The sequence below is a fragment of the Streptomyces sp. NPDC001663 genome, assembly GCF_042893105.1.
Lineage (GTDB): Bacteria > Actinomycetota > Actinomycetes > Streptomycetales > Streptomycetaceae > Streptomyces.
Map to the genome: position 1 here is coordinate 287,585 of NZ_JBIAUR010000007.1, position 22,808 is coordinate 310,392.

General features: G+C 71.2%; 21 protein-coding genes. 11 read left to right on the forward strand and 10 right to left on the reverse strand.

The window, feature by feature from the left end; all coding sequences use genetic code 11:
- Positions 1 to 8: 8 nt before the first annotated feature.
- Both ACFY1L_RS23885 and ACFY1L_RS23890 read right to left on the reverse strand, forming a co-directional pair.
- A complete protein-coding gene (locus ACFY1L_RS23885; protein WP_388827696.1) occupies positions 9 to 287 on the reverse strand; it encodes a hypothetical protein in 279 nt (92 codons plus the stop codon).
- A 68-nt stretch (positions 288 to 355) separates the two neighbouring features.
- The gene (locus tag ACFY1L_RS23890; protein ID WP_388827699.1) at positions 356 to 979 is read right to left on the reverse strand and encodes a LysE family translocator; all 624 of its coding nucleotides are present in this window, start codon (positions 977 to 979) and stop codon (positions 356 to 358) included.
- A gap of 82 nt (positions 980 to 1,061) precedes the next feature.
- Here ACFY1L_RS23890 and ACFY1L_RS23895 point away from each other — a divergent pair, with 82 nt between their 5' ends.
- On the forward strand, positions 1,062 to 1,514 hold the full coding sequence (locus ACFY1L_RS23895) for an Lrp/AsnC family transcriptional regulator (RefSeq protein WP_388827702.1): 453 nt from the start codon (positions 1,062 to 1,064) through the stop codon (positions 1,512 to 1,514).
- Between the two features lie 61 nt (positions 1,515 to 1,575).
- On the opposite strand, the gene ACFY1L_RS23900 is transcribed toward ACFY1L_RS23895, so the two are convergent.
- Positions 1,576 to 2,223: a TetR family transcriptional regulator gene (locus ACFY1L_RS23900; RefSeq protein ID WP_388827705.1), complete on the reverse strand. Its 648-nt coding sequence runs from the start codon at positions 2,221 to 2,223 to the stop codon at positions 1,576 to 1,578.
- Between the two features lie 123 nt (positions 2,224 to 2,346).
- Between ACFY1L_RS23900 and ACFY1L_RS23905 the strand changes: the two genes are divergently transcribed.
- From ACFY1L_RS23905 to ACFY1L_RS23915, 3 genes are all read left to right on the forward strand, one after another.
- Positions 2,347 to 3,090 carry a VOC family protein gene (locus ACFY1L_RS23905; RefSeq protein ID WP_388827708.1) on the forward strand — a complete coding sequence of 248 codons (744 nt, stop codon included), beginning with the start codon at positions 2,347 to 2,349 and terminating at the stop codon, positions 3,088 to 3,090.
- A 170-nt stretch (positions 3,091 to 3,260) separates the two neighbouring features.
- Entirely contained in the window at positions 3,261 to 5,606 is a 2,346-nt protein-coding gene (locus ACFY1L_RS23910) for a PQQ-binding-like beta-propeller repeat protein (RefSeq protein ID WP_388827711.1), read from the forward strand.
- Positions 5,607 to 5,964: 358 nt separating this feature from the next.
- Positions 5,965 to 6,558 carry a hypothetical protein gene (locus tag ACFY1L_RS23915; protein WP_388827714.1) on the forward strand — a complete coding sequence of 198 codons (594 nt, stop codon included), beginning with the start codon at positions 5,965 to 5,967 and terminating at the stop codon, positions 6,556 to 6,558.
- Here ACFY1L_RS23915 and ACFY1L_RS23920 read toward each other — a convergent pair whose 3' ends face one another.
- From ACFY1L_RS23920 to ACFY1L_RS23930, 3 genes are read right to left on the reverse strand one after another with little or no spacing between them, the layout of a single operon-like run.
- Positions 6,559 to 7,338, reverse strand: coding sequence for an enoyl-CoA hydratase/isomerase family protein (locus ACFY1L_RS23920; RefSeq protein WP_388827717.1), 780 nt, complete (start codon positions 7,336 to 7,338; stop codon positions 6,559 to 6,561).
- The gene (locus tag ACFY1L_RS23925; protein WP_388827720.1) at positions 7,335 to 7,751 is read right to left on the reverse strand and encodes a Zn-ribbon domain-containing OB-fold protein; all 417 of its coding nucleotides are present in this window, start codon (positions 7,749 to 7,751) and stop codon (positions 7,335 to 7,337) included. The genes ACFY1L_RS23920 and ACFY1L_RS23925 overlap by 4 nt, the downstream gene beginning before the upstream one ends.
- A gap of 6 nt (positions 7,752 to 7,757) precedes the next feature.
- A complete protein-coding gene (locus ACFY1L_RS23930) occupies positions 7,758 to 8,906 on the reverse strand; it encodes a lipid-transfer protein (protein ID WP_388827723.1) in 1,149 nt (382 codons plus the stop codon).
- A gap of 93 nt (positions 8,907 to 8,999) precedes the next feature.
- Here ACFY1L_RS23930 and ACFY1L_RS23935 point away from each other — a divergent pair, with 93 nt between their 5' ends.
- Positions 9,000 to 10,562, forward strand: coding sequence for a FadD3 family acyl-CoA ligase (locus tag ACFY1L_RS23935; protein WP_388827726.1), 1,563 nt, complete (start codon positions 9,000 to 9,002; stop codon positions 10,560 to 10,562).
- A 67-nt stretch (positions 10,563 to 10,629) separates the two neighbouring features.
- Here ACFY1L_RS23935 and ACFY1L_RS23940 read toward each other — a convergent pair whose 3' ends face one another.
- Both ACFY1L_RS23940 and ACFY1L_RS23945 read right to left on the reverse strand, forming a co-directional pair.
- A complete protein-coding gene (locus ACFY1L_RS23940; RefSeq protein ID WP_388827728.1) occupies positions 10,630 to 10,818 on the reverse strand; it encodes a hypothetical protein in 189 nt (62 codons plus the stop codon).
- A gap of 202 nt (positions 10,819 to 11,020) precedes the next feature.
- On the reverse strand, positions 11,021 to 13,972 hold the full coding sequence (locus ACFY1L_RS23945) for a BTAD domain-containing putative transcriptional regulator (RefSeq protein ID WP_388827731.1): 2,952 nt from the start codon (positions 13,970 to 13,972) through the stop codon (positions 11,021 to 11,023).
- 234 nt (positions 13,973 to 14,206) lie between these two features.
- On the opposite strand from ACFY1L_RS23945, the gene ACFY1L_RS23950 reads away from it, so the two are divergent.
- From ACFY1L_RS23950 to ACFY1L_RS23975, 6 genes are all read left to right on the forward strand, one after another.
- Entirely contained in the window at positions 14,207 to 15,445 is a 1,239-nt protein-coding gene (locus ACFY1L_RS23950) for an amidohydrolase family protein (protein WP_388827734.1), read from the forward strand.
- The gene (locus ACFY1L_RS23955) at positions 15,442 to 16,365 is read left to right on the forward strand and encodes an LLM class F420-dependent oxidoreductase (protein ID WP_388827737.1); all 924 of its coding nucleotides are present in this window, start codon (positions 15,442 to 15,444) and stop codon (positions 16,363 to 16,365) included. Before ACFY1L_RS23950 ends, ACFY1L_RS23955 begins: the two co-directional genes overlap by 4 nt.
- 11 nt (positions 16,366 to 16,376) lie before the next feature.
- A complete protein-coding gene (locus ACFY1L_RS23960) occupies positions 16,377 to 17,147 on the forward strand; it encodes an SDR family NAD(P)-dependent oxidoreductase (RefSeq protein WP_388827740.1) in 771 nt (256 codons plus the stop codon).
- Between the two features lie 124 nt (positions 17,148 to 17,271).
- On the forward strand, positions 17,272 to 18,390 hold the full coding sequence (locus tag ACFY1L_RS23965; protein WP_388827743.1) for an LLM class flavin-dependent oxidoreductase: 1,119 nt from the start codon (positions 17,272 to 17,274) through the stop codon (positions 18,388 to 18,390).
- A gap of 42 nt (positions 18,391 to 18,432) precedes the next feature.
- Complete coding sequence (locus tag ACFY1L_RS23970) at positions 18,433 to 20,163, forward strand: amidohydrolase family protein (protein ID WP_388827746.1); 1,731 nt, start codon at positions 18,433 to 18,435, stop codon at positions 20,161 to 20,163.
- Positions 20,160 to 21,620 carry an aldehyde dehydrogenase family protein gene (locus ACFY1L_RS23975; RefSeq protein WP_388827749.1) on the forward strand — a complete coding sequence of 487 codons (1,461 nt, stop codon included), beginning with the start codon at positions 20,160 to 20,162 and terminating at the stop codon, positions 21,618 to 21,620. The genes ACFY1L_RS23970 and ACFY1L_RS23975 overlap by 4 nt, the downstream gene beginning before the upstream one ends.
- 7 nt (positions 21,621 to 21,627) lie before the next feature.
- Here the strand turns inward: ACFY1L_RS23975 and ACFY1L_RS23980 are convergent, their stop codons facing one another.
- Entirely contained in the window at positions 21,628 to 22,272 is a 645-nt protein-coding gene (locus ACFY1L_RS23980; RefSeq protein ID WP_388827752.1) for an SDR family NAD(P)-dependent oxidoreductase, read from the reverse strand.
- A gap of 111 nt (positions 22,273 to 22,383) precedes the next feature.
- On the reverse strand, positions 22,384 to 22,776 hold the full coding sequence (locus ACFY1L_RS23985; protein ID WP_388827755.1) for a nitroreductase/quinone reductase family protein: 393 nt from the start codon (positions 22,774 to 22,776) through the stop codon (positions 22,384 to 22,386).
- Between the last annotated feature and the right edge of the window lie 32 nt (positions 22,777 to 22,808).

Sequence of the window (22,808 nt, forward strand, 5' to 3'; positions counted from 1 at the left end):
GTGGGGTGTCAGTGCGCCGAGACCTTCTCGCAGGCCACGTCGTACTGCGACACCGAGTGCGTGTTGTTGGAGTTCTGCGGCTGCTCGCCGGCGTAGTGCTGACCGGCGACACCGCCTTCGTGGAAGGCCGAGCCGGGGGCGGACGACGCGTGTCCCGGGCTGTTGGGGAATTCGTCGCATTCCACGCCGGGCTGGGCTGCGAGGGCCGGGGCGGCGGCGAGGCCCGCGGCACCGAACATCAGGGCGACCGTCACCAGGGCCGGGGCCGCACGCTTCAGGAGGTTCATGATCGCCTCTCCTTTCGCGGAGTACCTGCCCATACATACGCAAAGGGTGCGGCAGTCGTTCAACACGCCTACAGCGTCGCCAAGCGCTGGACCAGCAGAAACGCGCCGATGCCCAGCATCGCCGCCCCCGACGTGCGCGTCACCGCGCGGGCCGCGGACGGGCGGGTGCCCAGTACGGCCCGGGCTCCCAGGCCGACTGTGAGGTAGACGGCCGCGCAGCACGCCATGTGGAGCACTCCGAGGGCGGCGGTCTGGACGGGGACCGGGAGCGCGCCGTGGGTGGTCAGGAACTGCGGCAGGACCGACAGGTAGAGCAGCAGGCCCTTGGGGTTCAGGCCGCTGATCGTCGCGCCGCGCAGGAAGACCCGGGCACGCGACGCCTCCTCCACGGGCTGTTCGGCCGCCCCCGGCACGCCCGGCCGGCGCAGCACGCCCCACCCCAGCCACACCAGGTATCCGGCTCCCGCGACCGTCAGTGCCGTCAGCAGCCGCGGCTCCCCGGCCACCAGCACCGCGAGGCCCGCCACCGCCAGTGCCGTGTGCAGCGCGTATCCGGCGACCAGGCCGCCCACCGCCCACGCCACCGAACGTCCGCGCAGACCGGCCGAGATCGCGTACGCCCAGTCGGCGCCCGGCACACAGACCAGCAGGAGGTCGAGGGTCAGGAAGGAAAGCAGCAGTGCGGTGTCCATGTGGGGGACATTAGGCGTGAATGGCCCGAAAATGTTGTCGAAGTTTGCTCGTGATCGCTGGTTCTGAGCAAATATCTTCTTCATGGACGACGTGGACCGGAAAATTCTTGCCGAGCTGCAGCAGGACGGGCGGCTGACCGTGACCGAGCTGGCCGCGCGGGTGCGGCTGAGCGTCTCGCCGTGCCACCGGCGGCTGCGGGAGCTGGAGCGGTCGGGGGCGATCAGCGGCTACCGGGCGGTGGTGGAGCCGGCCGCCGTGGGGCTGACCTTCGAGGCGCTGGTCTTCGTGTCGATGCGGCAGGAGGACCGGGACACGGTCGCGGAGTTCGAGCGGGCGCTGGCGGAGATTCCCCATGTGCTGGACGCGCAACGGCTGTTCGGCGAACCCGACTACCTGCTGCGCGTGGCGACGGCCGACCTCGCGGCCTTCCAGCGGCTGTACGACGAGCGGTTGGCGACGCTGCCCGGCGTGCAACGGCTGACCTCGACGCTTGTGATGAAGCACGTGGTGCGGGACCGGCCGCTGCCCGCATAGAGCGGCAGGCGGCGGCTCACGTCGGATGAGCCGCCGCCTGCCAGACAGGACTGGCGCCGGATTACTTGGTCGGCTTCTTGCCGGTCACACCCAGGTGCACCAACAGCGCCAGATTGGGCTTGAGTTCGGCCTGCTTGACGCCCCACGTCTGGAAGCCCTTCTGGTGCGAGGCGACCGCGGCGAGCATCGCGACCAGCGAACCGGCGACCGCCGCCGGGTTCACGTCCTTGTCGACCCTGCCCTTGGCCTGCAGCTCGGTGATCGAGTCCGTGAGGGAGTTGTTCACCGAGTTGAGGATCTTCATGCGAATTTTGTAGAAGCGCTTGTCGCCCTCGGCCGCGCCGAGGTCGACGACGCGCAGGATGGCGTCGTTCTTGCGCCAGAACTCCAGGAAACCGTCCACGAGTTCCTGCGCGGTCTGCCAGCCGGCCTTGCCGACCCATGACCGGCCCTCGAGCAGTGCGGTCAACTGCCCGCCCTCGGTGGCCATTTGCTCGGCGATCTCCAGGACGGCGCCCTCGACGTCCGGGAAGTACTGGTAGAAGGTCGCGGGTGAAGTACCCGCTTTCCGGGCGACATCGATGACTTTGACGTCCCGATAGGGGGAGGAGCTGAGCATCTCGCTGAGGCAGTCGAGCAGCTTCTGCCGGGTCGCCTGCCCACGCCGACCGGCCACGCGGCCGTCGACGGTACGCACTTGTCCTGTCATGCCGTCAGCTTACCGAGGGGTGATCGGAGCGCGATTCGGCCGACTGCAAATGGGGTGCATGAGTGAGGAGGGGCGGGTGTGCCTGGTCCTGCGGGGTGCGTGAGTCGCCGTTAGTTTGGCGGTATGGCCGAAAACAGGGCATCCGCATACGGAGAGGGCGTCCCCTGCTGGGTGGACGCGCAGCTTCCCGATGTGGAGGCGGGCAAGCGGTTCTACGGCGAGCTCTTCGGGTGGACCTTCGAGGACGCCTACGGCGGCTCCGTGTGGGCGCATCGCGAGGGGGAGCCCGTCGCCGCGCTGGCGCGCAAGACGGACGGGCGGCTGCCCACGGTATGGACGGTGTACTTCGCGACGCCGGACGTGGAGGCGCTGGCCGACCGGGTCTGGGCGGCCGGCGGCCAGGTCGTCACGGCACCCGTACCGGTCGGCGACCTGGGCCTGGCCGCGCTGGTCACCGACCCAGAGGGCGCCGTCTTCGGTCTCTGGGAGCCGGGCAGCCACCCCGGCTTCGGCAAGCGGCACGAGATCGGCACCTTCGGCTGGGCCGAGCTGTACGCCCGTGACACCGAGACCGCCAACACCTTCTACGGCGACCTCTTCCACGACGCCCTGTTCGGGCCGGACGCCAGGCCCGACTTCGGCCGCGCGGCGGTCTCGGACGTCTTCCCGGCCGAAATGCCGCCCCACTTCCTCGTCCACTTCGCGGTCGAGGAGTGTGAGACCGCCCTCAGGACGGTGAACCGGCTCGGCGGGCGCGTCCAGGCACCACCATTCGAGACGTCGTACGGAAAGGTGGCGGTCGTCACGGACAATCAAGGGGCGTCGTTCGCCGTACTGGAGCGGGTCAGGTGGGCGGTCGAGCGGTGAAACATCCGTTTTTGGCATGAGACACCCTGATTCGCCCCCGGGTTCGCAACCAGTGCCCGGGACAGGAAGAATCGGGGTGCGTGCCGCCATGGCGGTGCGGTGGTGAGACGCTGCACGGGGTCGCGTACATATGTGGAATGGCGCGGCTTGTACGGGGAGGTGGCAGGCAAGTGGTGGATCAGCTGACGCAGCACGATCCGCGGCGTATCGGGCCGTTCGAGGTGCTGGGACGGCTGGGTGCCGGCGGCATGGGGCTGGTCTATCTCGCGCGCTCGGCGTCCGGCCGGCGCGTGGCGATCAAGACTGTCCGGACCGAGCTCGCCGAGGACCAGCTCTTCCGCGTCCGCTTCACGCGCGAGGTGGAGGCGGCCCGCGCCGTCTCCGGCTTCTACACGGCGGCCGTCGTGGACGCCGACCCGCGTGCGGCCGTGCCGTGGCTGGCCACCGCGTACGTCCCCGCGCCCTCCCTCGAGGAGATAGTGAACGAGTGCGGGCCGCTCCCGGCCCAGGCGGTGCGCTGGCTCGCGGCGGGTGTCGCGGAGGCGCTGCAGTCCATCCACGGCGCCGGACTCGTCCACCGCGACCTCAAGCCGTCCAACGTCCTCGTGGTGGAGGACGGCCCCCGGGTGATCGACTTCGGTATCGCGTCCGGCGTCTCGAACACCCGTTTGACGATGACGAACGTCGCCGTCGGTACGCCCGCCTACATGTCGCCGGAGCAGGCCAAGGACTCCCGGAGCGTGACCGGCGCGAGCGACGTCTTCTCGCTCGGCTCGATGCTCGTCTTCGCCGCCACCGGGCATCCGCCCTTCCACGGCGCCAACCCGGTCGAGACCGTCTTCATGCTGCTGCGCGAGGGCCCGGACCTGGAGGGCCTCCCGGACGAGCTGCGCCCGCTGATCGAGTCCCTGATGCAGATGGAGGCGACGGGCCGCCCCAACCCCGCCGACCTCCAGGCCCAGCTGGCCCCCCACCTCTTCGGCTCCGGCTCCGACGACAGCGGTACGGCGTCGGCGTGGCTGCCCGAGAAGGCGGTCGGCCTCATCGAGTCGCGCCGCAACGGCCGCCCTGCGGCCAAGCCCGGCCAGGGCGGCGGCCGCAGCGGCGGCGGTGCCCGCCCCGCTCCGGTGCCGCCCCCGCCCTCGCACGACCCGGTCGTCCCGGCGCCCGTCCCCGTCGGCGGCCCCGACTCCGGCCCGGTCCGGCTGGCCGGCGCCCAGGTGCCCATCGGCCCCGGCCCCCGCGTCTCCGACGTCCGGGCCGCCGCGGTCAAGGCGCCGCCGCCGGAGGCCGCCCTGGCCGCCTCCTGGTCCAAGCCGCGCCCCGGTGTCAACGGCACCGACGCCGTCGCACCGTCGCCGTCGCCCGTGCCCCCGGAGACGGCGAGCGGCTGGCGCCCGTGGCGTTTTCGCATGTCGAACGACGTGTGGGGTACGCCTTCCGTCGCCGGCGACCTCGTCTACGTCACCTCCTTCGAGGTGCACGCCCTGGACGTCGGCACCGGCCGCCGGCGCTTCAAGACGCGGGACGTGGCCTGGTCGATGGCGGTCGCGGACGGCCGTATCCACGCCTCGGACGGGCCGACGCTGTTCGCGCTGGACTGCCGTGAGGGCGCGGACCTGTGGCGGTTGTCCACGGACGCGTGGGTGTACTCGCTCCAGGCCGACCGCGGCACGGTCGTCACCGGCACGCGCGGCGGCGGTGTCCAGGCCTGGGAGGCCTCGAACGGCCAGAAGCTGTGGGAGCTCACCGGCGCCCAGACCGACTTCGAGTCCCCGGAGGCCGGGCCCGCCGTCCACGAGGGCACGGTGTACGTCTGGCAGGACGCCCGCCTGCGCGCCCTGGACGCCCGCACGGGCGACGAGCGCTGGTCCTACCCGATCGGCGACGCGGCTTCCTGCGGCGGCGTTCCGGTACGGGTGTCGCCCGCGCCGGACGGCTATGTGTACGTGTCGGCGGGCACCCGGGTCCTGGCCCTGGACATCGCGAGCGGCCATGTGAAGTGGCACTTCGAGGCCCCGGCGGTCTTTCTCTCCCCGCCCGCCTTCGCCCCCGGCCCCGCGGTCACCGGCGGCGGCATCTACCTCGCCGACTACCTCGGCACGGTCTACGCCCTCGACGCCACCGACGGCCGCGACCGCTGGCGCATCGCGACGGAGTCCCGGTCGTCCATCGACCCCGTCCTGGTCGCCGCGGGACATGTGCACGTGGGCAGCGGCAAGGGGCTGTACACCCTGGACGCGGTCACGGGCACGCCCAAGTGGCGCTTCCAGGCGGGCGGCGACATCGTGGGCGCGCCCGCGGTGGCAGAGGGCCGCATCCACTTCGGCTCGACGGACCACCTGCTGTACACGCTGAAGGCCGACGACGGCCGACTGCGCTGGAAGCTCGCGACCGGCGGCGAGATCACCGGGGCGCCGGTGGTCAAGGACGGCGTCGTGTACGCGTGCAGCAAGGACCGCTGCGTGTACGCGCTGGACGCGGAGAAGGGGACGGGAACCGCCCGGACCGCCTAGGGCCTGGCCGCTGGTGACGGCCGTCGTACCAAGTGCACGGAAGGGTGCGGACGGCGGCCGCCCACCCCGACGCTACGCCGGGGGCGCGGTGGTCGCCATGCGGTGACATGGCCGTGACAGGTGATGGCTAGGGCCTGTCCGGCGGATCAGGTCGGCTTGCAGGAGACAGTGCCTCTCGACCGCCCCGAGCGGGGTCTGGTGCGTGCAGCTGCAAGGCGGAGGAGGGCGTCGACGCGGAGCGTCGGCGACTGACGACAACGCGGCTGGGGGTCCCCCCACGCCTTTAGGGCAGTGGGGGAGTGCGTGCCAGGGCCCGCGACGCCGACATGATCCGCCGGACAGGGCCTAGGGTTGCGGCATGATCGCACGGGGGCGCAGTCTCAAGTTCACAGCTGTCATCGCGTTGGTGGTCCTGGCTCTGACCGGGTTCTCGAAGGGGCGGCACCACAGCAGCAGCCGGCACGGGAGCGGCGGTGGGGGCGGGTGCAGCAGTTCCAGCCAGGATCACGACAGTTCCTCGTCGTCGACGTCCGGGGGCGGGTCGTACGACAGCTCCTACGACGACGATGACGACGACAGCTACGGCAGCAGCGGCAGCAGTGGCAGCAGCAGCGGCGGGAGTTCGTACACCCGCCGGCCCACGTACCGTTCCACGCCCACTTCGTCCAGTACGGGAAACAGCAGCACGCTGGACGGCACGGCGAAGCTGTTGAGTTGCGCGACCGAGAAGAAGCCCTACGCGACGGTCGAGGTCAGCAACCCGAACGGCCGCGAGGTCGACTACTGGGTCGACGTCACCTTCAAGGACGCCCAGAACAACGAGCTCGTCCAGAAGACCGCCGACGTCGAGGTGCCCGCCAAGGGGAGGGCGACCGTCAAGGTCCACCTCTACTCCAGCCTCATCGACCAGGTCGACCACTGCGAGGTCGATCCCGAGGTGTACGGCTCGTAGTCATCGCACCCGGAACTCCCCGGCCCGCCGCCCGTTGAAAAGCTCCGCCTGCCGTCCGGCCGGCAGATTGCCCAGGGAGACCAGGTGCGGTGCCTGGGCGAACCCGGCGGCCAGGGCGGCCTCCTTCGCCGCCCACAGGGCGCGGACGGTGCCCTGGACGCCCTCGGGCGGGTAACCGGCGATGACGGTCGCGCACTCGGTCGCCGCGGCCAACGCTCCGCCGGGCTCGGTGAGTTCGGAGACCAGGCCGATGTCGTGGGCGCGCCCGGCGGAGAGCCGTTCCGCCGTGCCCATGAGCATCATCCTCGCGACCTCGCCGTACGGCATCCGCTGGGCCATCAGCACGGACTCGTACGCGCTGACCATGCCGTAGGAGGTGTGCGGGTCGAAGAAGACGGCGGTGGTGTCGGCGACGAGGAAGTCGGACTCGCCGAGGAGGTAGAAGGCGCCTCCGCAGGCCATGCCCCGCACGGCGGCGATCACCGGTTTCCAGAGGTCGTTGGACTTCGGGCCGACGCGCAGGAGCGGATCGTCCGCCATATAGGGGGAGTTGGGCTGAGGCACTACCGAGTCCCGGTCGAGGCCCGTGCTGAACGCTCGCTCTCCGGCGCCGGTGAGGACGACGGCTCGTACGGTGTCGTCGAACCGCAACTCCCGCCAGATTTCGCAGAGTTCGTCGCGCATCGTGAGGTCGATCGCGTTGAGGCGTTCGGGCCGGTCGAGGGTGACGGTCGCGACGCCGGTGTCCTTGTCGGCGGTGAGGTCCACGGTGGTCGTCACGGTCGCTCCAGGACCCACTGGGGGAGACCGTCGCCGCTGAACACGACCTGCACCTTCGCGCCGATCCGGATGCGTTCCGGCGGGACGGAGTCGAGGCGTGCGCCGGCCTCGGCGACCAGGTTGCCGACGAGCCGGATGCGGGGGGCGTCGGCGAGTTCGACGACGACCACGTTGTACGGGGCCTGCTCGGCGTAGGCGGGGAGCAGGGGCGGGTGGGGGACGACGTAGGACCAGATGCGGCCGTGGCCGGAGACCGGGCGCCACTCGCTCTCGAAGGACTGGCAGTGTGGGCAGCAGGGCCGTGGCGGGAAACGGAGCTCGCCGCAGTCGGCGCAGGCCTGGACGCGGAGTTCGCCCTGGCGGGCGTAGCCCCAGAAGGGGGCGCCGTCGGTGTCGGTGACGGGGGTCAGCATCGTCGCTCAACTCCTCAGCAGGAGGGCGGAGGTGGGGACCCCTTCACCGGCGGTGACGAGGCAGGTGGCGGCGCCCGGGACCTGGGCGGTGCTGGTGCCGCGCAACTGTTTGACGCCCTCGTTGATGAGGTTGAAGCCGTGGACGTAGGCCTCGCTGAGTCCGCCGCCGCTGGTGTTCATCGGCAGTCGGCCGCCGATCTCCAGCGCCCCTTGCTCGGTGAACGCCCCGCCCTCGCCGCGACCGCAGAAGCCGTAGCCCTCCAGGGAGAGCGGGATGAGGGCGGTGAAGGCGTCGTAGATCTGGGCCACGTCGACGTCCTGGGGCGTGAAGTCCGCGTGTTTCCACAGGTGTCGGGCGGCGGTCCAGGCGGGGCCGGTGAGCGGGTCGTCGTTCCAGTAGTTGACCATGCCGTGGTGCTGGGCGGGGAGCCCTTGCGCGGCGGAGTGGACATAGACGGGCGACTGTCTGCAGTCCCGCGCGCGCTCCCTGCTGACCACCACGCAGGCCAACGCCCCGTCCGTCTCCAGGCAGTTGTCGAAGAGGCAGAGGGGCTCGCTGATCCAGCGGGAGGTCATGTACATCTCGCGGGTCAGGGGGCGCTCGTACATCACCGCGGCCGGGTTCTGGTTGGCGCGGTTGCGGCAGGCGAGGGCGACGTTGAAGAGGTGGTCGCGGGTGGCGCCGTACTCGTGCATGTAGCGGCGGGTGAGCATGGCGATCTCGTCGGCGGGGCGGAGCAGGCCGAAGGGGCGGGTCCACTGGGCCGGGGTGGGGAGCTGGACGGTGGTGTTGGTCCAGGGGCGGGGGCCGCTGCCGCGCTTGCGGGAGCGCCAGGCGACACCGACCGTGGCCTGGCCGGCGGCGATGGCGGCGGCCAGATGCGCGACGGTGGCGCAGGAACCGCCGCCGCCGTAGCCGACCTTGCTGAAGAAGGTCAGGTCGCCGAAGCCGACCGCCTTCGCCAGCTCCACCTCGTCCGTCTCCTCCATGGTGTAAGAGGCGAGCGCGTCGACCTCGCCGGGTGCGATGCCGGCGTCGTCGAGGGCGGCGAGGACGGCGCGGCAGGCGAGGGTCTTCTCGTCCTCGGGGAGGTGCTTGGCGAAAGGGGTCCGGCCTATGCCGACTATCGCGGTGGCGTCCTTGATCGCGGCCATGCGCACACCTCCACGCTGCTGAAGGGCTGCTGACAGGCCGTCAGGGTACAGCTAATCTGACGGGTAGTCAGCTCCGGGGTTGGGAGGCGTGCTGTGCGCGGTGATCTGGAGTGGGGCAGCATTCCGGGACTGGTCCGGTCGGCGGTCGAGCGGTACCCGGACGTCGAGGCGGTGGTGGAGGGCCGTACCCGGATCTCGTACGCCGAACTCGGCGCCCGCGTCGAGCGGTCGGCGGCGGCGTGCATGGCGAACGGCATCGCGCCGGGCGACCGGGTCGGGATCTGGGCCCCGAACACGCTGGACTGGATCGTGTCCGCGCTGGGCGCGGTCTCGGCGGGGGCGGTGCTGGTCCCGCTCAACACCCGCTTCAAGGGCACGGAGGCGGCCGACGTGCTGCGCCGCAGCGGGGCCCGGCTGCTGTTCGTGACCGGCACCTTCCTGGGCACCTCGTACGTGGCCTCGCTGCGCCGCGCGGTCGCGGAGGGGCCGGGGCTGCCGGACCTGGAGCAGGTGGTCGTGCTGTCGGACGACGCACCCGCCGACTACCGCACCTGGAAGGACTTCCTGGCGAGCGGGGACGGGGTCGGGGAGGCGGCGGTCCGGGCGCGGGCCTCGGCGGTGCAGGGCTCCTGGCCGTCGGACATCGTCTTCACGTCCGGTACGACGGGCCGTCCCAAGGGCGCGGTGATCACCCACGCGCAGACGCTGCGGGCGTACGAAGTCTGGTGCGACCTGGCCGGGTTGAGGCAGGGCGACCGCTATCTCATCGTGAACCCCTTCTTCCACACCTTCGGCTACAAGGCCGGGGTGATCGCCTGTCTGATGCGCGGCGCGACGATGATCCCGCAGCCGGTGTTCAACGTCGGCACGGCGATCGCGAACATCGCGGCGGAACGGGTGTCGGTGCTGCCGGGCCCGCCCACCCTGCACCAGTCACTGCTGGACCACCCGGCGCGGGACACGCACGATCTGTCGGCCCTGCGGCTGGTGGTGACGGGCGCGGCGGTGGTGCCGCTCAGGCTGGTGGAGCAGTTGCGCGGGGAGCTGGGCGTGGAGACGGTGCTGACCGCGTACGGCCTCTCGGAGGCGAGCGGCATCGTGACGATGTGCCGGCGCGGAGACCCGCTGCCGGTGATCGCGTCGACGTCCGGGCGGGCGATCCCCGGCACGGAGGTCCGGGTCGAGGCGCCGGCCGGCGAGCCGGGCGAGGTCCTGGTGCGCGGCTTCAACGTCATGCGGGGCTACTACGAGGACGCGGCGGCCACCGCGGACGTGCTGACGGAGGACGGCTGGCTGCGCACCGGGGACGTGGGTGTGCTGGACGAGTCCGGGAACCTGCGGATCACCGACCGCATCAAGGACATGTACATCGTCGGCGGCTTCAACGCCTACCCGGCGGAGATAGAGCAACTCCTGGGCCTGCACCCGGACGTGGCCGACGTCGCGGTCATCGGCGTACCGGATGCGCGGCTGGGCGAGGTCGGCAAGGCGTACGTGGTGCGCCGGGCGGATTCGTCCATGACCTCGGACGACCTGATCGCCTGGGCCCGGCGGGAGATGGCCAACTACAAGGTGCCGAGAGAGGTGGAGTTCGTGGGGGAGCTGCCGCGGAACGCGAGCGGGAAGGTGGTCAAGGGGGAGTTGCGGGGCTCCTGAGACACGGCGGCCACGGTGGCTCCCCCTCCGAGCCACCGCGGCCGATCCCCGTCTGGAGGTGGTCCGATCAGGCGGGTTCGTCCGTGACGTGGATGTTGTCCGTGGTCACCTTGCCGGTGTCCTTGGCCGTCACCGTGAGCGGCTCGTCCGTGACGTGGATGTTGTCCGTCGTGACCGTGCCGGTGTCCTCGGTGGCCGCCGCCGTGAGCGGCTCGTCCGTGACGTGGATGTTGTCGGTGCTGTTCTGGTCGCTCATCTCGCGGTCTCCCCTGAAGTCGTGCCCTGGATGGCAAGACCCGCCCGGCAACTCCCCCGAGGGTTGCCGGACGGATCCTGAGGCCGGTTCACCTTACGGCGCGGCCACCTGCCGTTCCGTCTGCCCCCCGACGCGACGGCCCGGCACGGAAAACAATGCCTGGCCGCGATAAACGAACGATGAACGTGTCCGCCCGGGCGGCTCAGGCGACCGCCTGCGGCTTGAGCAGGCTCCGCACTTCGTCCGCCTCCGGCGCCCCGAGCGTCTCGAAGATGTCCAGCGCCTCACGCCAGCACACCTGGGCCCGGTCGAGGTGGCCGATGCCGTTGAGGGCGCGCCCGAGGACGGTGAGGACGTTGCCGCGCCGCCACTCGCCGCCGATACCGCGCAACAGCGTCAGCGCCGTCTCGGCGTTCGGCGCCGCCTGGGCGGGGCGTCCGGCCGCGAGGTCGAGCTCGGCGAGGCGGAAGAGGGTCATCCCCTCCCACAGGCGCTGCCGGCTCTCCTGGAACACCCGCAGGGCCTGCTGCAGGCACTCGGTCGCCTCGGCCAGCTTCCCGCTGCTGGTGAGCGCGAGGCCCAGTGCATACCGGCCGTTGGCGCCCTTCAGGTCGTGCCCCATGTCGTCGTACATCGCGGTGCCCTGCTCGGCCAGGGCCACCGCGCTCTCGGTGCGGTCGGTCGCCAGGTGCGTGCGCGAGAGGTTGCACAGGGCGCTCGCCTCTCCCGAACGGTCCCCCACCGCACGGAAGCTCTCCACGGCGCGGGTGAAGTGCAGCTCGCTGTCCTCATAGCGGCTCTGGTACATCGCGATCACGCCGAGGATGTTCGACGACCAGCAGTCGGCCAGCCGATCTTGGGAGCCGGTGGCCAGTTCGTGGGCCTGGGCGGCCCCCTCGTCGGCGGAGTCGAAACGGCCCGTGAGGCTGTGGGCGTAGGCGAGGGTGATCAGCGCCCGGGCCTGGGCGCGCGGCTCCTGGGCCTCGCGCGCCACCTCCCGCAGTCGTTCGGCGACCGCCTCGTACTCCCTGGAGTTGGCGCCCGACTCCGCCAGGTCGACCGCAGCCCACAGGACGTCGACGGCGCGCCGGATCGTCTCGGGCCGCGCCGACTGGCGTACGCACGCGAGCAGGGAGACGGCCTCGGAGTACAGCCAGTCCTGGGCCGCGTGCCGGTCGGAGAAGGTCAGTCCCGGGTACTCGGCGCGCTCCAGATGGTCCACCAGCCGGTCCCCCGGCCGTTCGATCAGGTAGACCCCCGCCGCCGTCGCCAGATAGAAGTCCAGCAGCCGCGACATCGCCGCGTCCCGCCCGCTCGGCGGCCACTCGTCCCGCTCGGCGCACGCACGCGCGTAGAGCCGTACGAGGTCGTGGTACCGGTAGCGGCCGGGCGCCGCCGACTCCAGCAGGGAGGTGTCGACGAGGGACTCCAGCAGGTCCTCGGTCTCCTCCACCGGGAGGTCCAGGACCGCGGCGGCCGCCGCGAGCGAGATGTCCGGGCCGTCCGCCAGGCCCAGCAGGCGGAAGGCGCGGGCCTGGGCGGGCTCCAACTGGCCGTAGCCCAGCTCGAAGGTGGCCTTGACCGCCAGGTCGCCGGCCTGCAGTTCGTCCAGGCGCCGGCGCTCGTCCGCGAGCTTGGCCGCGAGCACCGAGACCGTCCAGGTGCGGCGGGCCGCCAGGCGGGACGCGGCGATCCGGATGGCCAGCGGCAGGAAGCCGCACGCCGCGACCACGTCCAGGGCGGCCTCGCGCTCGCTCGCCACCCGCTCCTCGCCCACGATCTTCGTGAAGAGGGACAGGGCCTCGTCCGGGGACATCACGTCCAGGTCCACCAGATGCGCACCGGCGAGATCGAGCATGCGGACGCGGGAGGTCACCAGGGCCGCGCAGCCCTCGGTGCCCGGCAGCAGCGGACGAACCTGCGCCGCGTCCTTCGCGTTGTCCAGCAGCACCAGGACCCGGCGGCCGTCCAGCACCGAGCGGTACAGCGCGGCCCGTTCCTCCAGGGAGTCGGGGATCGCCGAGTCGGCCGTACCCAGGGCTCTCAGGAAGGAGCCCAGTACCGTCTCCGGCTCCGCCGCCCGCGATCCCGCGCCCTGCAGGTCGACGTACAACTGGCCGTCCGGGAAGGACGTCCGGGCCTGGTGGGCCACGTGCACGGCCAGGGTCGTCTTGCCGACGCCGCCGATGCCCGCGAGCGCCGACACCGCCATCACACGGCCCTCGGCGGTGGCGAGCACCTCGCTGAGTTCCTTGACGAAGGCCTTGCGGCCCGTGAAGTCCGGCACGGTGGCCGGGAGTTGGGCCGGGCGGACGGGGGCGGCGGCCGGTTCGGCCTGCGGGGCGGAGGGCTCCGCGAGACCCGGGTCGGCCTGCAGGATCCGCTGCTGCAGCTCCCTGAGCCCCGGCCGCGGGTCCACACCCAGCTCCTCCGCCAGCAGCCGGCGCGTGTCCGCGTACACCGCGAGCGCCTCCGCCTGGCGGCCGCTGCGGTACAGGGCGAGCATGAGCAGTTCGCGCAGCCGCTCGCGCAGCGGGTGGGCCGCGGTGAGCGCGGTCAGCTCCGAGACCGCCTCCGCATGGCAGCCCTGCTCCAGGTCCATGTCCAGGCGGGACTCCAGGAGTTGGAGCCGCCACTCCTCCAGGCGGACCCGCTGTGCCTCCGCGTACGGCCCCGGTACGCCGGCCAGCACCTCCCCGTCCCACAGCGCCAGCGCGCGGCCGAGCACCTCGCGGGCGTGGCACAGGTCTCCGGCGCCCCGGGCCTTCTCCGCCTCGGCGGCGAGCTCCTGCGCGACCGCCAGGTCCAGGGCCCCCTCGGCCAGACCCCGCACCGCGTACCCGCCCGACTCGCTCACCAGGACGCCGGGGTCCAGTACCTTCCGCAGCCGCGAGGCGTACGTCCGCACCGCCGCCAGCGCCTGCGAGGGCGGCTCCTCGCCCCACAGGGCGTCGATCAGCTCGGCCGCGGTCGCCATCCGGCCCTCGCGCAGCAGCAGGGCGGCGAGCAGCGCACGTTGCATCGGGGAGCCCATGCTGAGCTGCTCCTCGCCCCGCCGGGCACGCACCGGACCGAGCACACCGAAGCGCAGCGCCTCCGACTCCGCAGAGGAGTCAGGACGCTGCCTCTGTTCCGGCACTCGCGGTACGTCCATCGCCGTCCCCTTTAGACACAGTGAGCAACTCCGTCAGTCTGCCTTGTCGACGGCCGATGCGTCAGCTGTGGAGGGCACGGTCACAGGCAGGCGCGCGGGATATCACAAGGCCCTCACGTGGTCTTCGCACCCCGCGGCGGAGCCGCTGATGGCTGCAGCCGCACAGACCCGAGCAGAAAGAAGCCCGCATCCGCATAGCTGACGGACCGTCAGATCGGCGCTACCGTGGCCGCCATGGACACCCAGACGACAGTGCAGACCGAGTTCCCACTGATCATCTCCGTCGACGACCACACGGTGGAGCCCGCCGACGTCTGGCAGAGCCGCCTGCCGAAGAAGTACCTCGACACCGGCCCACGCGTGGTCCGAGCCCCGCTGAAGGAGATCTCCTTCCTCGGCGGCCGCTTCCGCCCCGTGATGGGTGCCCCCGGCGACGAAGGACCGCTGGGCGACTGGTGGTTGTACGAGGAGCTCCAGCGGCCCCTCACCCGCCTGGACACCGCCGTGGGCTACAGCAGGGACGAGATAAAACTCGAGGTCATCACCTACGAGCAGATGCGCCCGGGCTCCTACGACGTCCCGCAGCGCCTGGCCGACATGGACGTCAACCACGTTCAGTCCGCCGTCTGCTTCCCGACCTTCCCGCGCTTCTGCGGCCAGACCTTCACCGAGGCCAAGGACCACGAACTGGGCCTGCTCTGCGTCCAGGCCTACAACGACTGGATGGTGGAGGAGTGGTGCGGCCCGGACGCGCAGGGTCGGCTGATACCCCTCACCCTCATCCCCCTCTGGGACGCCGAACTCGCGGCCGCGGAGGTACGGCGCAACGCCGCCCGCGGGGTCCGCGCCGTCGCCTTCTCCGAGATACCCCCGCACCTCGGCCTCCCCTCCGTCCACTCGGACGACTGGGACCCCTTCCTCGCCGCCTGCGACGAGACCGGCACGGTCGTCGCGATGCACATCGGCTCCAGCAGCAGGATGCCGTCCACCTCCAAGGACGCCCCGCCCGCGGTCGGTTCGACGATCACCTTCGCCAACTGCTGCTTCTCGATGGTCGACTGGCTGATGAGCGGCAAGTTCGAGCGCTTCCCGAACCTCAAGGTGATGTACGCGGAAGGCCAGATCGGCTGGATCCCGTACATCCTCGAGCGCGCCGACGTGGTGTGGGAGGAGAACCGCGGCTGGGGCGGCGTCGCCGACAAGGTCCACCGCCCGCCGTCCGAGATCTTCGCCGAGCACGTCTACGGCTGCTTCTTCGACGACGCCTTCGGGCTGAAAAACCTCGACGCGATCGGCCTCGGCAACGTCCTCTACGAGACCGACTACCCCCACTCCGACTCCACCTGGCCCAAGTCCCGCGAGGTCGGCGAGGCGCAGATGGGCCACCTGGACCCGGAGGTCGTGGAGCGGATCGTGCGCGGCAACGCCATCGACCTGCTGGGGCTCACCCCCGAAGGGCTCTGGCGGCCATGACCGCCCTGACGTACGGCATACAACTGCCCGTCCAGTCCCAGAGCACGATCTACGCCGAGCCCTGGGAGGCGACGGCCGGCCCGGACGACCTCGCCGAGATCGCCCGCACCGCCGACCGCGCCGGCTTCGACTACGTCGCGAGCTGCGACCACGTCGCCGTCCCGCGCCGCCTGGCCGCCGCGATGAGCACGGTCTGGTACGACCCCGTGGCCACCCTCGCCTTCCTGGCGGGCGTGACGGAGCGCGTCCGGCTGCTCAGCCATGTGGCCGTCGTGGGCCTGCGGCACCCGCTCGTCACCGCCAAGCAGTACGCCACCCTCGATCACCTCAGCGGAGGGCGGCTGATCCTCGGCGTCGGGGCCGGGCACGTACAGGAGGAGTTCGAGGCGCTCGGGGTGGACTTCGAGCGGCGCGGGGCCGTGCTGGACGAGTGCATCGACGCGCTGCGGGCCGCCCTCGGCCCGGAGGAGTTCCCCGAACACCACGGCAAGCTCTACGACTTCGAGGGCCTGGGGCAGCGGCCGAGGCCCGCCCAGGAGCACGTCCCCCTGTGGGTCGGCGGCTCCTCGCCGGCCGCCGTGCGCCGGGCCGCGCTGAAGGCGGACGGGTGGCTGCCGCAGGGGGATCCGCGGGATCGGTTGCCCGATCAGATCGCCAGGCTGAAACGGCTCCGTGCCGAGGCCGGCATCGATGACCCGCCGACCATCGGCGCCATCACCGAACCCCTCTACCTCGGCGCGCCCACGTGGGACGTCGGCCGCCGCACCCTCACCGGCGGTCCGGAGCAACTCGCCGAGTCCCTGCGGGCGTACGGGGAGATGGGCGTGCACCAGATCCAGGTGCGGTTCCGCTGCCGGAGCCGGACCGAGCTCACCGACCAGATGGCGGCCTTCGGGGCGGAAGTGGCCCCCGACCTCTGAGGAGTTACGGCATGGGCAAGCTGGACGGACGCGTCGTCCTCGTCACCGGAGCGGCGCGCGGACAGGGGGAGCAGGAGGCCCGCCTGTTCAGAGCGGAAGGGGCCGAGGTCGTGGTCGCCGACGTCCTCGACGACCAGGGCGAGGCCCTCGCACACGACATCGGCGGCCGCTACGTCCACCTCGACGTCGGCGAGGAGGGCCAGTGGCGGTCCGCGGTGAGCACCGTGAAGAACGCGTACGGCCGCATCGACGGCCTCGTCAACAACGCCGGCATCCTGCGCTTCAACTCCCTCGTCGACACGCCTCTGGACGAGTTCATGCAGGTCGTACGGGTCAACCAGGTCGGCTGCTTCCTGGGCATCAAGACCGTCGCGCCGGTCATGGAGGACGGCGGCACGATCGTCAACACCGCCTCCTACACGGCCGTGACGGGCATGGCGGCCGTCGGCACGTACGCCGCCACCAAGCACGCCATCCTCGGCCTCACCCGCGTCGCCGCGCTGGAACTGGCCGACCGACGCATCAGGGTCAACGCCATGTGCCCCGGCGCGATCGACACCGCGATGTCCAACCCGGCCCAGCTGGACCCGAGGGCGGACGCCGAGGAGACGGGCCGGGCGCTGGACGAGCTGTACCGCAAGCTCGTGCCGCTCGGGCGGATCGGGAGGCCGGAGGAGGTGGCCCGGCTCGCGCTGTTCCTGACCTCCGACGACTCGTCCTACATCACCGGGCAGCCGTTCGTGATCGACGGCGGGTGGCTGGCGGGGGTCAGCGTCTTCTGAACACGGACGACGACATATCTGACTGCCCATCAGCTATTGACCCGCCAAGCGGGTGGTGCGACAGTCTGGCCATCGAAACTGACGGAGCGTCAGAAACCATCGGAACCGGGGACGGTGAACGGTCTTGGAATTCGGGCTCTTTGTACAGGGATACGTGGGCAAGCGCGCCGAGACCGACCCGCTCGCCGAGCACAAGGCGCTGATGGAGGAGACCGAGTACGTCATCCAGGCGGACAGGTCGGGCTTCAAGTACGCGTGGGCTTCCGAGCACCACTTCCTGGAGGAGTACTCGCATCTCTCCGCCAACGATGTGTTCCTCGGGTACCTCGCCCACGCGACGGAGCGCATTCACCTGGGGTCGGGCATCTTCAACCCCCTCGCCCAGGTCAACCACCCGGTGAAGGTGGCCGAGAAGGTCGCGATGCTCGACCACCTGTCCGGGAACCGGTTCGAGTTCGGCAGCGGGCGGGGTGCCGGCTCGCACGAGATCCTCGGGTTCCTTCCCGGCATCACCGACATGAACTACACGAAGGAGATCTGGGAGGAGACGATCGCCGAGTTCCCGAAGATGTGGATGCAGGACGAGTACGTCGGCTTCAAGGGCAAGCACTGGCAGCTGCCGCCGCGGAAGGTCCTGCCGAAGCCGTACGGGAAGTCGCATCCGGCGATGTGGTACGCGGCGGGGTCGCCGCCCTCGTACGCCATGGCCGCCCGGAAGGGGCTCGGGGTGCTCGGGTTCAGCATCCAGAAGGTGTCCGACATGGAGTGGGTGCTGGAGCAGTACAAGACGGCGGTCGTGAACGCGGAGCCGGTCGGGGAGTTCGTCAACGACAACGTGATGGTGACGACGACGGCGATCTGTGCGCCCACTCATGCCGAGGCGATCGAGATCGCCGTCAACGGCGGCCTGCACTACCTGCCGTCACTCGTCTTCCGGTACCACGACACGTTCCCGCGGCCCGAGGGGTTCCCTGTCTGGCCGGAGACGCTGCCCGAGTACACCGCCGAGTTCGTCGAACTCCTCATTGAAGAGGAGCTGTTGATCTGCGGGGATCCGGACGAGGTGTTCCAGCAGTGCAAGCGGTGGGAGCAGGCCGGGGCGGATCAGTTGAGCTTCGGGTTGCCGGTGGGGGTGCCGAAGGAGGAGACGCTGCAGACGATCCGGCTGATCGGGGAGCACGTGATTCCGAAGATCGACACGGATCCTGTTCACCGGACGAGCCGGTTCCGGGCTGCTGCTTGATCGCCGTTGCGGGGACATCCCCCGGAGTCAGGAGGTCACCCCATGCTTGATCACCTCATCAAGGGCGCCACCGTTGTCGATGGGACCGGCGCGCCCGCCTACACCGCCGACGTCGGCATCCGGGACGGCCGTATCGCCGCCATCGGGATCGTCACCGAGGAGGCCCGGACGAGGGAGGATGCCGCCGGGCTCGTCCTCGCCCCCGGTTTCGTCGATCCGCACACGCACTACGACGCCCAGTTGTTCTGGGACCCGTACGCGACGCCCTCCCTCAACCACGGGGTCACCACGGTCGCGGCCGGGAACTGCGGGTTCACGCTCGCGCCCCTGAATCCGTCCCGTCCCGACGACGCCGACTACACGCGGCGCATGATGTCCAAGGTCGAGGGCATGTCGCTGGTCGCCCTCGAGGAAGGCGCGCCCTGGAGCTGGAGTTCGTTCCGGGAGTATCTGGACGCCCTTGAGGGGCGGATCGCCGTCAACGCCGGGTTCATGGTCGGGCACTGTGCGCTTCGGCGGTATGTGATGGGGGCCGATGCCGTCGGTGGGCAGCCCACTGAAGAGCAACTGGCCGCGATCGTACGGCTGTTGCACGAGGCCATGGATGCCGGGGCCTGGGGGTTCTCCACCACCCAGTCGTCGACCCACTCCGACGGCGACGGGAAGCCGGTCGCCTCGCGGCACGCGCAGCCGGCGGAGCTGCTGGCCATGTCCCGGGCCGTCGGTGAGCACGAGGGGACGCAGATCGAGGCGATCGTCGCGGGTTGTCTGGATCAGTTCAGTGACGCCGAGATCGATCTGTTCGTGGAGATGAGCGCGGCGGCCGGGCGTCCCCTGAACTGGAACGTGCTGACCATCGACGCGGCCGTCCCCGAGCGCGTGCCCCGGCAGTTGTTCGCGAGCGAGCAGGCGCGGAAGGCCGGCGGGCGGGTCGTCGCGCTGACCATGCCGATCCTCACTCCGATGAACATGTCCCTCGGCACCTTCTGCGCGCTGAACCTGATACCGGGCTGGGGGCCGATCCTGGGACTCCCCGTGCCGGAGCGGATCGCCCGGCTGCGCGACCCGGACGTACGGGCGGAGATGCTGCGCCGCGCCGAGTCGAAGGAGGCCGGTGTCTTCCGGCGGCTCGTGAACTTCGGGCGGTACGTCATCGGGGACACGTACAGCGAGGCGAACGCCGGGCTCACGGGCCGGGTGGTACGTGACATAGCACAGGAGCGCGGGCAGGACCCCTTCCACTGCCTGGTCGAGATCTGCGCGGCCGACGAACTCCGTACGGTCCTGTGGCCCATGCCCACCGACAACGACCCCGCGTCCTGGGCCCTGCGCGCCGAGACCTGGCAGCACGAGGACGTGATGCTGGGCGGGTCGGACGCCGGGGCGCATCTGGACCGCATGTGCGGGGCGCCGTACACGACTCGCTTCCTCGGTGACTGTCTGCGCGGGCGGAAGCTGGTCGGTCTCGAGCAGGCCGTGAAGATGCTGACCGACGACCCGGCGCGGCTGTTCGGGCTGCGGGAGCGGGGCCGGGTGGAGGAGGGGTTCCATGCGGACCTGGTGCTCTTCGACCCGGAACGGATCGACGCGGCCTCGGCCACTCTGGTGCACGACCTGCCGGGTGACAGTCCGCGACTCGACGCCAAGGCGGTCGGGGTGCGGGCGGTCTGGGTCAACGGGGTGGAGGCGATCCGGGACGACGTGGTGAGCGGGGCCGTACCGGGGAAGGTGCTGCGCTCCGGGCGGGACACGAGGACGGTGAGCACCAGGTGAGCCAAGTGGCCGACGGTCAGCGGCTGTTCGTCGGCGGTTCGTGGGTCGAGCCGGACGGTGGCCGCTACGCCGTCGTCGACCCGGCGACCGAGGAGACCGTCGGGTGGGCACCGGAGGCCTCGCGGGATCAGGTGCACGCGGCCTGTGCCGCGGCCCGCGAGGCCTTCGGGCCGTGGTCGAGGACCTCGCCCGAGGAACGGACGGCGGTGCTGGGGCGCGCAGCGGAGATCATCGGCAGCCGTTTCGTGCCGTACGCCGAACTCGCCCAGGCGGAGACCGGGGCGACGACCGGGACGGCTCGGGCGATGCAGGTCGGGGTGGGCGTGGCCCGTTTCCGGCGGTACGCGCGCGTGGAGCCCGCGGAGTGGGCGATCCCGCCGCAGATCAACGAGGCCGGGCCGATGGGCAGGGCGGGCGTGATGGGCGCGTTGGCCGTGCGGCAGCCGGTCGGGGTCGTCACCTGCATCACGTCGTACAACAACCCGTGGGCGAACCCGGCCGGCAAGATCGCTCCCGCCCTCGCCATGGGCAACACGGTGGTCGTGAAACCGGCCCCGCAGGACCCGCTGTCCGTCTACCGCATGGCGGAGGCCCTGGAGGCGGCGGGCGCACCGCCGGGCGTGGTGAACGTCGTCACCGGAGGCTCGACCGCCGTGGGCGAGGCGGCCGTGGATTCCCCCGACGTCGACATGGTGAGCTTCACCGGCTCCACGGCGGTCGGGCTGCGGATCGGCGAGGTGTGCGGGCGGTCCATGAAACGCCAGTTGATGGAGCTGGGCGGGAAGGGGGCGGCGGTCGTCTTCGACGACGCGGACGTGGGGTCCGCGGTGGCGGGGATCGGCACCACCTTCTCCTTCTACAGCGGCCAGATCTGTACGGCGCCGACGCGGGTGCTGGCGCAGAGGGGTGTGTACGACCGACTTGTCGAGCAACTGGCGGCATACGCGGGCCGTTTGAAGATCGGCGACCCGAGGCGACCGGACACGGTCGTCGGCCCGGTGATCTCGGCGGCCCACCGGGAGCGCGTGGAGTCGTACGTCGAACTGGGCCGCAAGGAAGGCGCGGTGCTGGTCACGGGCGGCGAACGCCCGCCGCACGACCGGGGTTTCTACGTCGCCCCGACCCTCCTCGCCGACTGCACCAACGACATGCGCGTGGCCCGCGAGGAGATCTTCGGACCGGTCGTGGTCGTCATCCCCTTCGACGAGGAGGACGAGGGGATCGCCCTGGCGAACGACAGCGACTACGGGCTCATCGACTACGTCTGGTCGGGCGACGTGGCCCGCGCCTTCCGCGTGGCGCGGCAGTTGCGGGCCGGCGGGGTCGGGGTGAACACGGTCGGCCGCAACATGGAGGCGCCGTTCGGGGGGTTCAGGAAGAGCGGGGTGGGGCGGGACGTGGGGTCGTACGCGCTGCATGCGTACAGCGAGGTGCAGGCGATCGTGTGGCCGGGCTGACCGGCCGTCAGTGCAGCACCTCGCGCTCCCACTCCGTGCGCGGCTGGGTGTGCAGGCGCCAGTAGCGGTCGGCGATGTCGTCGGGGTCCCAGGCCGTGCCCGGGGCCACCGCTCCCGTCACGGTGACCGTGGCCACGTGGACTCCGGACGGGCCGTACTCCAGGTCGAGCAGGGAAACCAGGGACCGTACGCCGGCCTTGCCCAGCGACAGGCTCACGTACGCCGGATCCGGTTCGGGCATGCCGCCCGTGACGAGGAACGTGCCCGCGCCACGCGCGGCCATCGCGGGCGCGGTGTGGGCGGCGGCGGTCAGGGCGCCCAGGACGTTGACGGCGTAGGTGTGCAGATGGTCGGGGAGGGGGAGCTCGCCGACGGTGTCGGGGCGGATGACGGCGGCGTTGTAGACGAGGACGTCCGGCACGCCGAACTCCGCCGCCGCGGTGTCGAGGGCGGCGCACAGGGCGGCCTCGTCGCTGCTGTCCGCGGTCAGGGGGAGCGCGGGGACACCGAGGGGACGTACCGCCTCCGCCGCCGACTCGACCGTCTCCTGGGTACGGGCCAGCAGTGCGACGGGCAGACCCTCGCGCGCGAACCGCCGCGCCACCGCCAGGCCGATGCCCGGGCCGGCTCCGATGATCACTGCTCCCGCCATCAGCTGCTCCCGTTCGTCGCGTGTGCTTTCTTGAAGGCCGACTCCAGGGTGCGGTGTCTTCTTCCGGATCGCCTGCTTTCCGCCGGTTGCCGGAAGGCGTTCGAGGGAACGTCAGTCCTCCAGGTCCACCCGCACCGTCAGCAGCCCCGCCCCGATCGCCCGTACCGCCACGCTGTTCATCGAGCGCAGTGCCCGCAGACGGGCGATCGGGTCGTCGTCCGGCAGGAGATGGGCCGTGCCGGTGTGCCAGCGGCCCCGGAGCCGGACCCGTACCCGCGGGTCGGCCTTGATGTTGCGGACGTACTGGGACCGCTCCCCGAACTCGGAGACCAGCCAGAAGGAGTCACCGACCCGGCGCCCGCCGACCGGCGTCCGACGGGGCAGTCCCGAGCTGCGACCCGTCGTCTCCAGCACGGTCTGGAGCGGCAGACGGCGCATGACGGGGTTGAGGCGGCGCTGGAACGCGGTGGCGAAGCGGTACTTGGTCTCCGAGTGGCGGGGCATGGTGACGTAGCTCCTGTTCTTCGGCGGTGACG

Bases quoted from the DNA above. Each gene is read 5' to 3' on its own strand.
- ACFY1L_RS23925 (WP_388827720.1), bottom strand. From the start codon at position 7,751: ATGCTGACCCCCGTCACCGACACCGACGGCGCCCCCTTCTGGGGCTAC.
- ACFY1L_RS23960 (WP_388827740.1), top strand. From the start codon at position 16,377: ATGGGCAAGCTGGACGGACGCGTCGTCCTCGTCACCGGAGCGGCGCGC.
- ACFY1L_RS23980 (WP_388827752.1), bottom strand. From the start codon at position 22,272: ATGGCGGGAGCAGTGATCATCGGAGCCGGCCCGGGCATCGGCCTGGCG.
- ACFY1L_RS23950 (WP_388827734.1), top strand. From the start codon at position 14,207: ATGGACACCCAGACGACAGTGCAGACCGAGTTCCCACTGATCATCTCC.
- ACFY1L_RS23970 (WP_388827746.1), top strand. From the start codon at position 18,433: ATGCTTGATCACCTCATCAAGGGCGCCACCGTTGTCGATGGGACCGGC.
- ACFY1L_RS23915 (WP_388827714.1), top strand. From the start codon at position 5,965: ATGATCGCACGGGGGCGCAGTCTCAAGTTCACAGCTGTCATCGCGTTG.
- ACFY1L_RS23900 (WP_388827705.1), bottom strand. From the start codon at position 2,223: ATGACAGGACAAGTGCGTACCGTCGACGGCCGCGTGGCCGGTCGGCGT.
- ACFY1L_RS23945 (WP_388827731.1), bottom strand. From the start codon at position 13,972: ATGGACGTACCGCGAGTGCCGGAACAGAGGCAGCGTCCTGACTCCTCT.
- ACFY1L_RS23885 (WP_388827696.1), bottom strand. From the start codon at position 287: ATGAACCTCCTGAAGCGTGCGGCCCCGGCCCTGGTGACGGTCGCCCTG.
- ACFY1L_RS23895 (WP_388827702.1), top strand. From the start codon at position 1,062: ATGGACGACGTGGACCGGAAAATTCTTGCCGAGCTGCAGCAGGACGGG.
- ACFY1L_RS23930 (WP_388827723.1), bottom strand. From the start codon at position 8,906: ATGGCCGCGATCAAGGACGCCACCGCGATAGTCGGCATAGGCCGGACC.
- ACFY1L_RS23940 (WP_388827728.1), bottom strand. From the start codon at position 10,818: ATGAGCGACCAGAACAGCACCGACAACATCCACGTCACGGACGAGCCG.
- ACFY1L_RS23955 (WP_388827737.1), top strand. From the start codon at position 15,442: ATGACCGCCCTGACGTACGGCATACAACTGCCCGTCCAGTCCCAGAGC.
- ACFY1L_RS23985 (WP_388827755.1), bottom strand. From the start codon at position 22,776: ATGCCCCGCCACTCGGAGACCAAGTACCGCTTCGCCACCGCGTTCCAG.
- ACFY1L_RS23905 (WP_388827708.1), top strand. From the start codon at position 2,347: ATGGCCGAAAACAGGGCATCCGCATACGGAGAGGGCGTCCCCTGCTGG.
- ACFY1L_RS23890 (WP_388827699.1), bottom strand. From the start codon at position 979: ATGGACACCGCACTGCTGCTTTCCTTCCTGACCCTCGACCTCCTGCTG.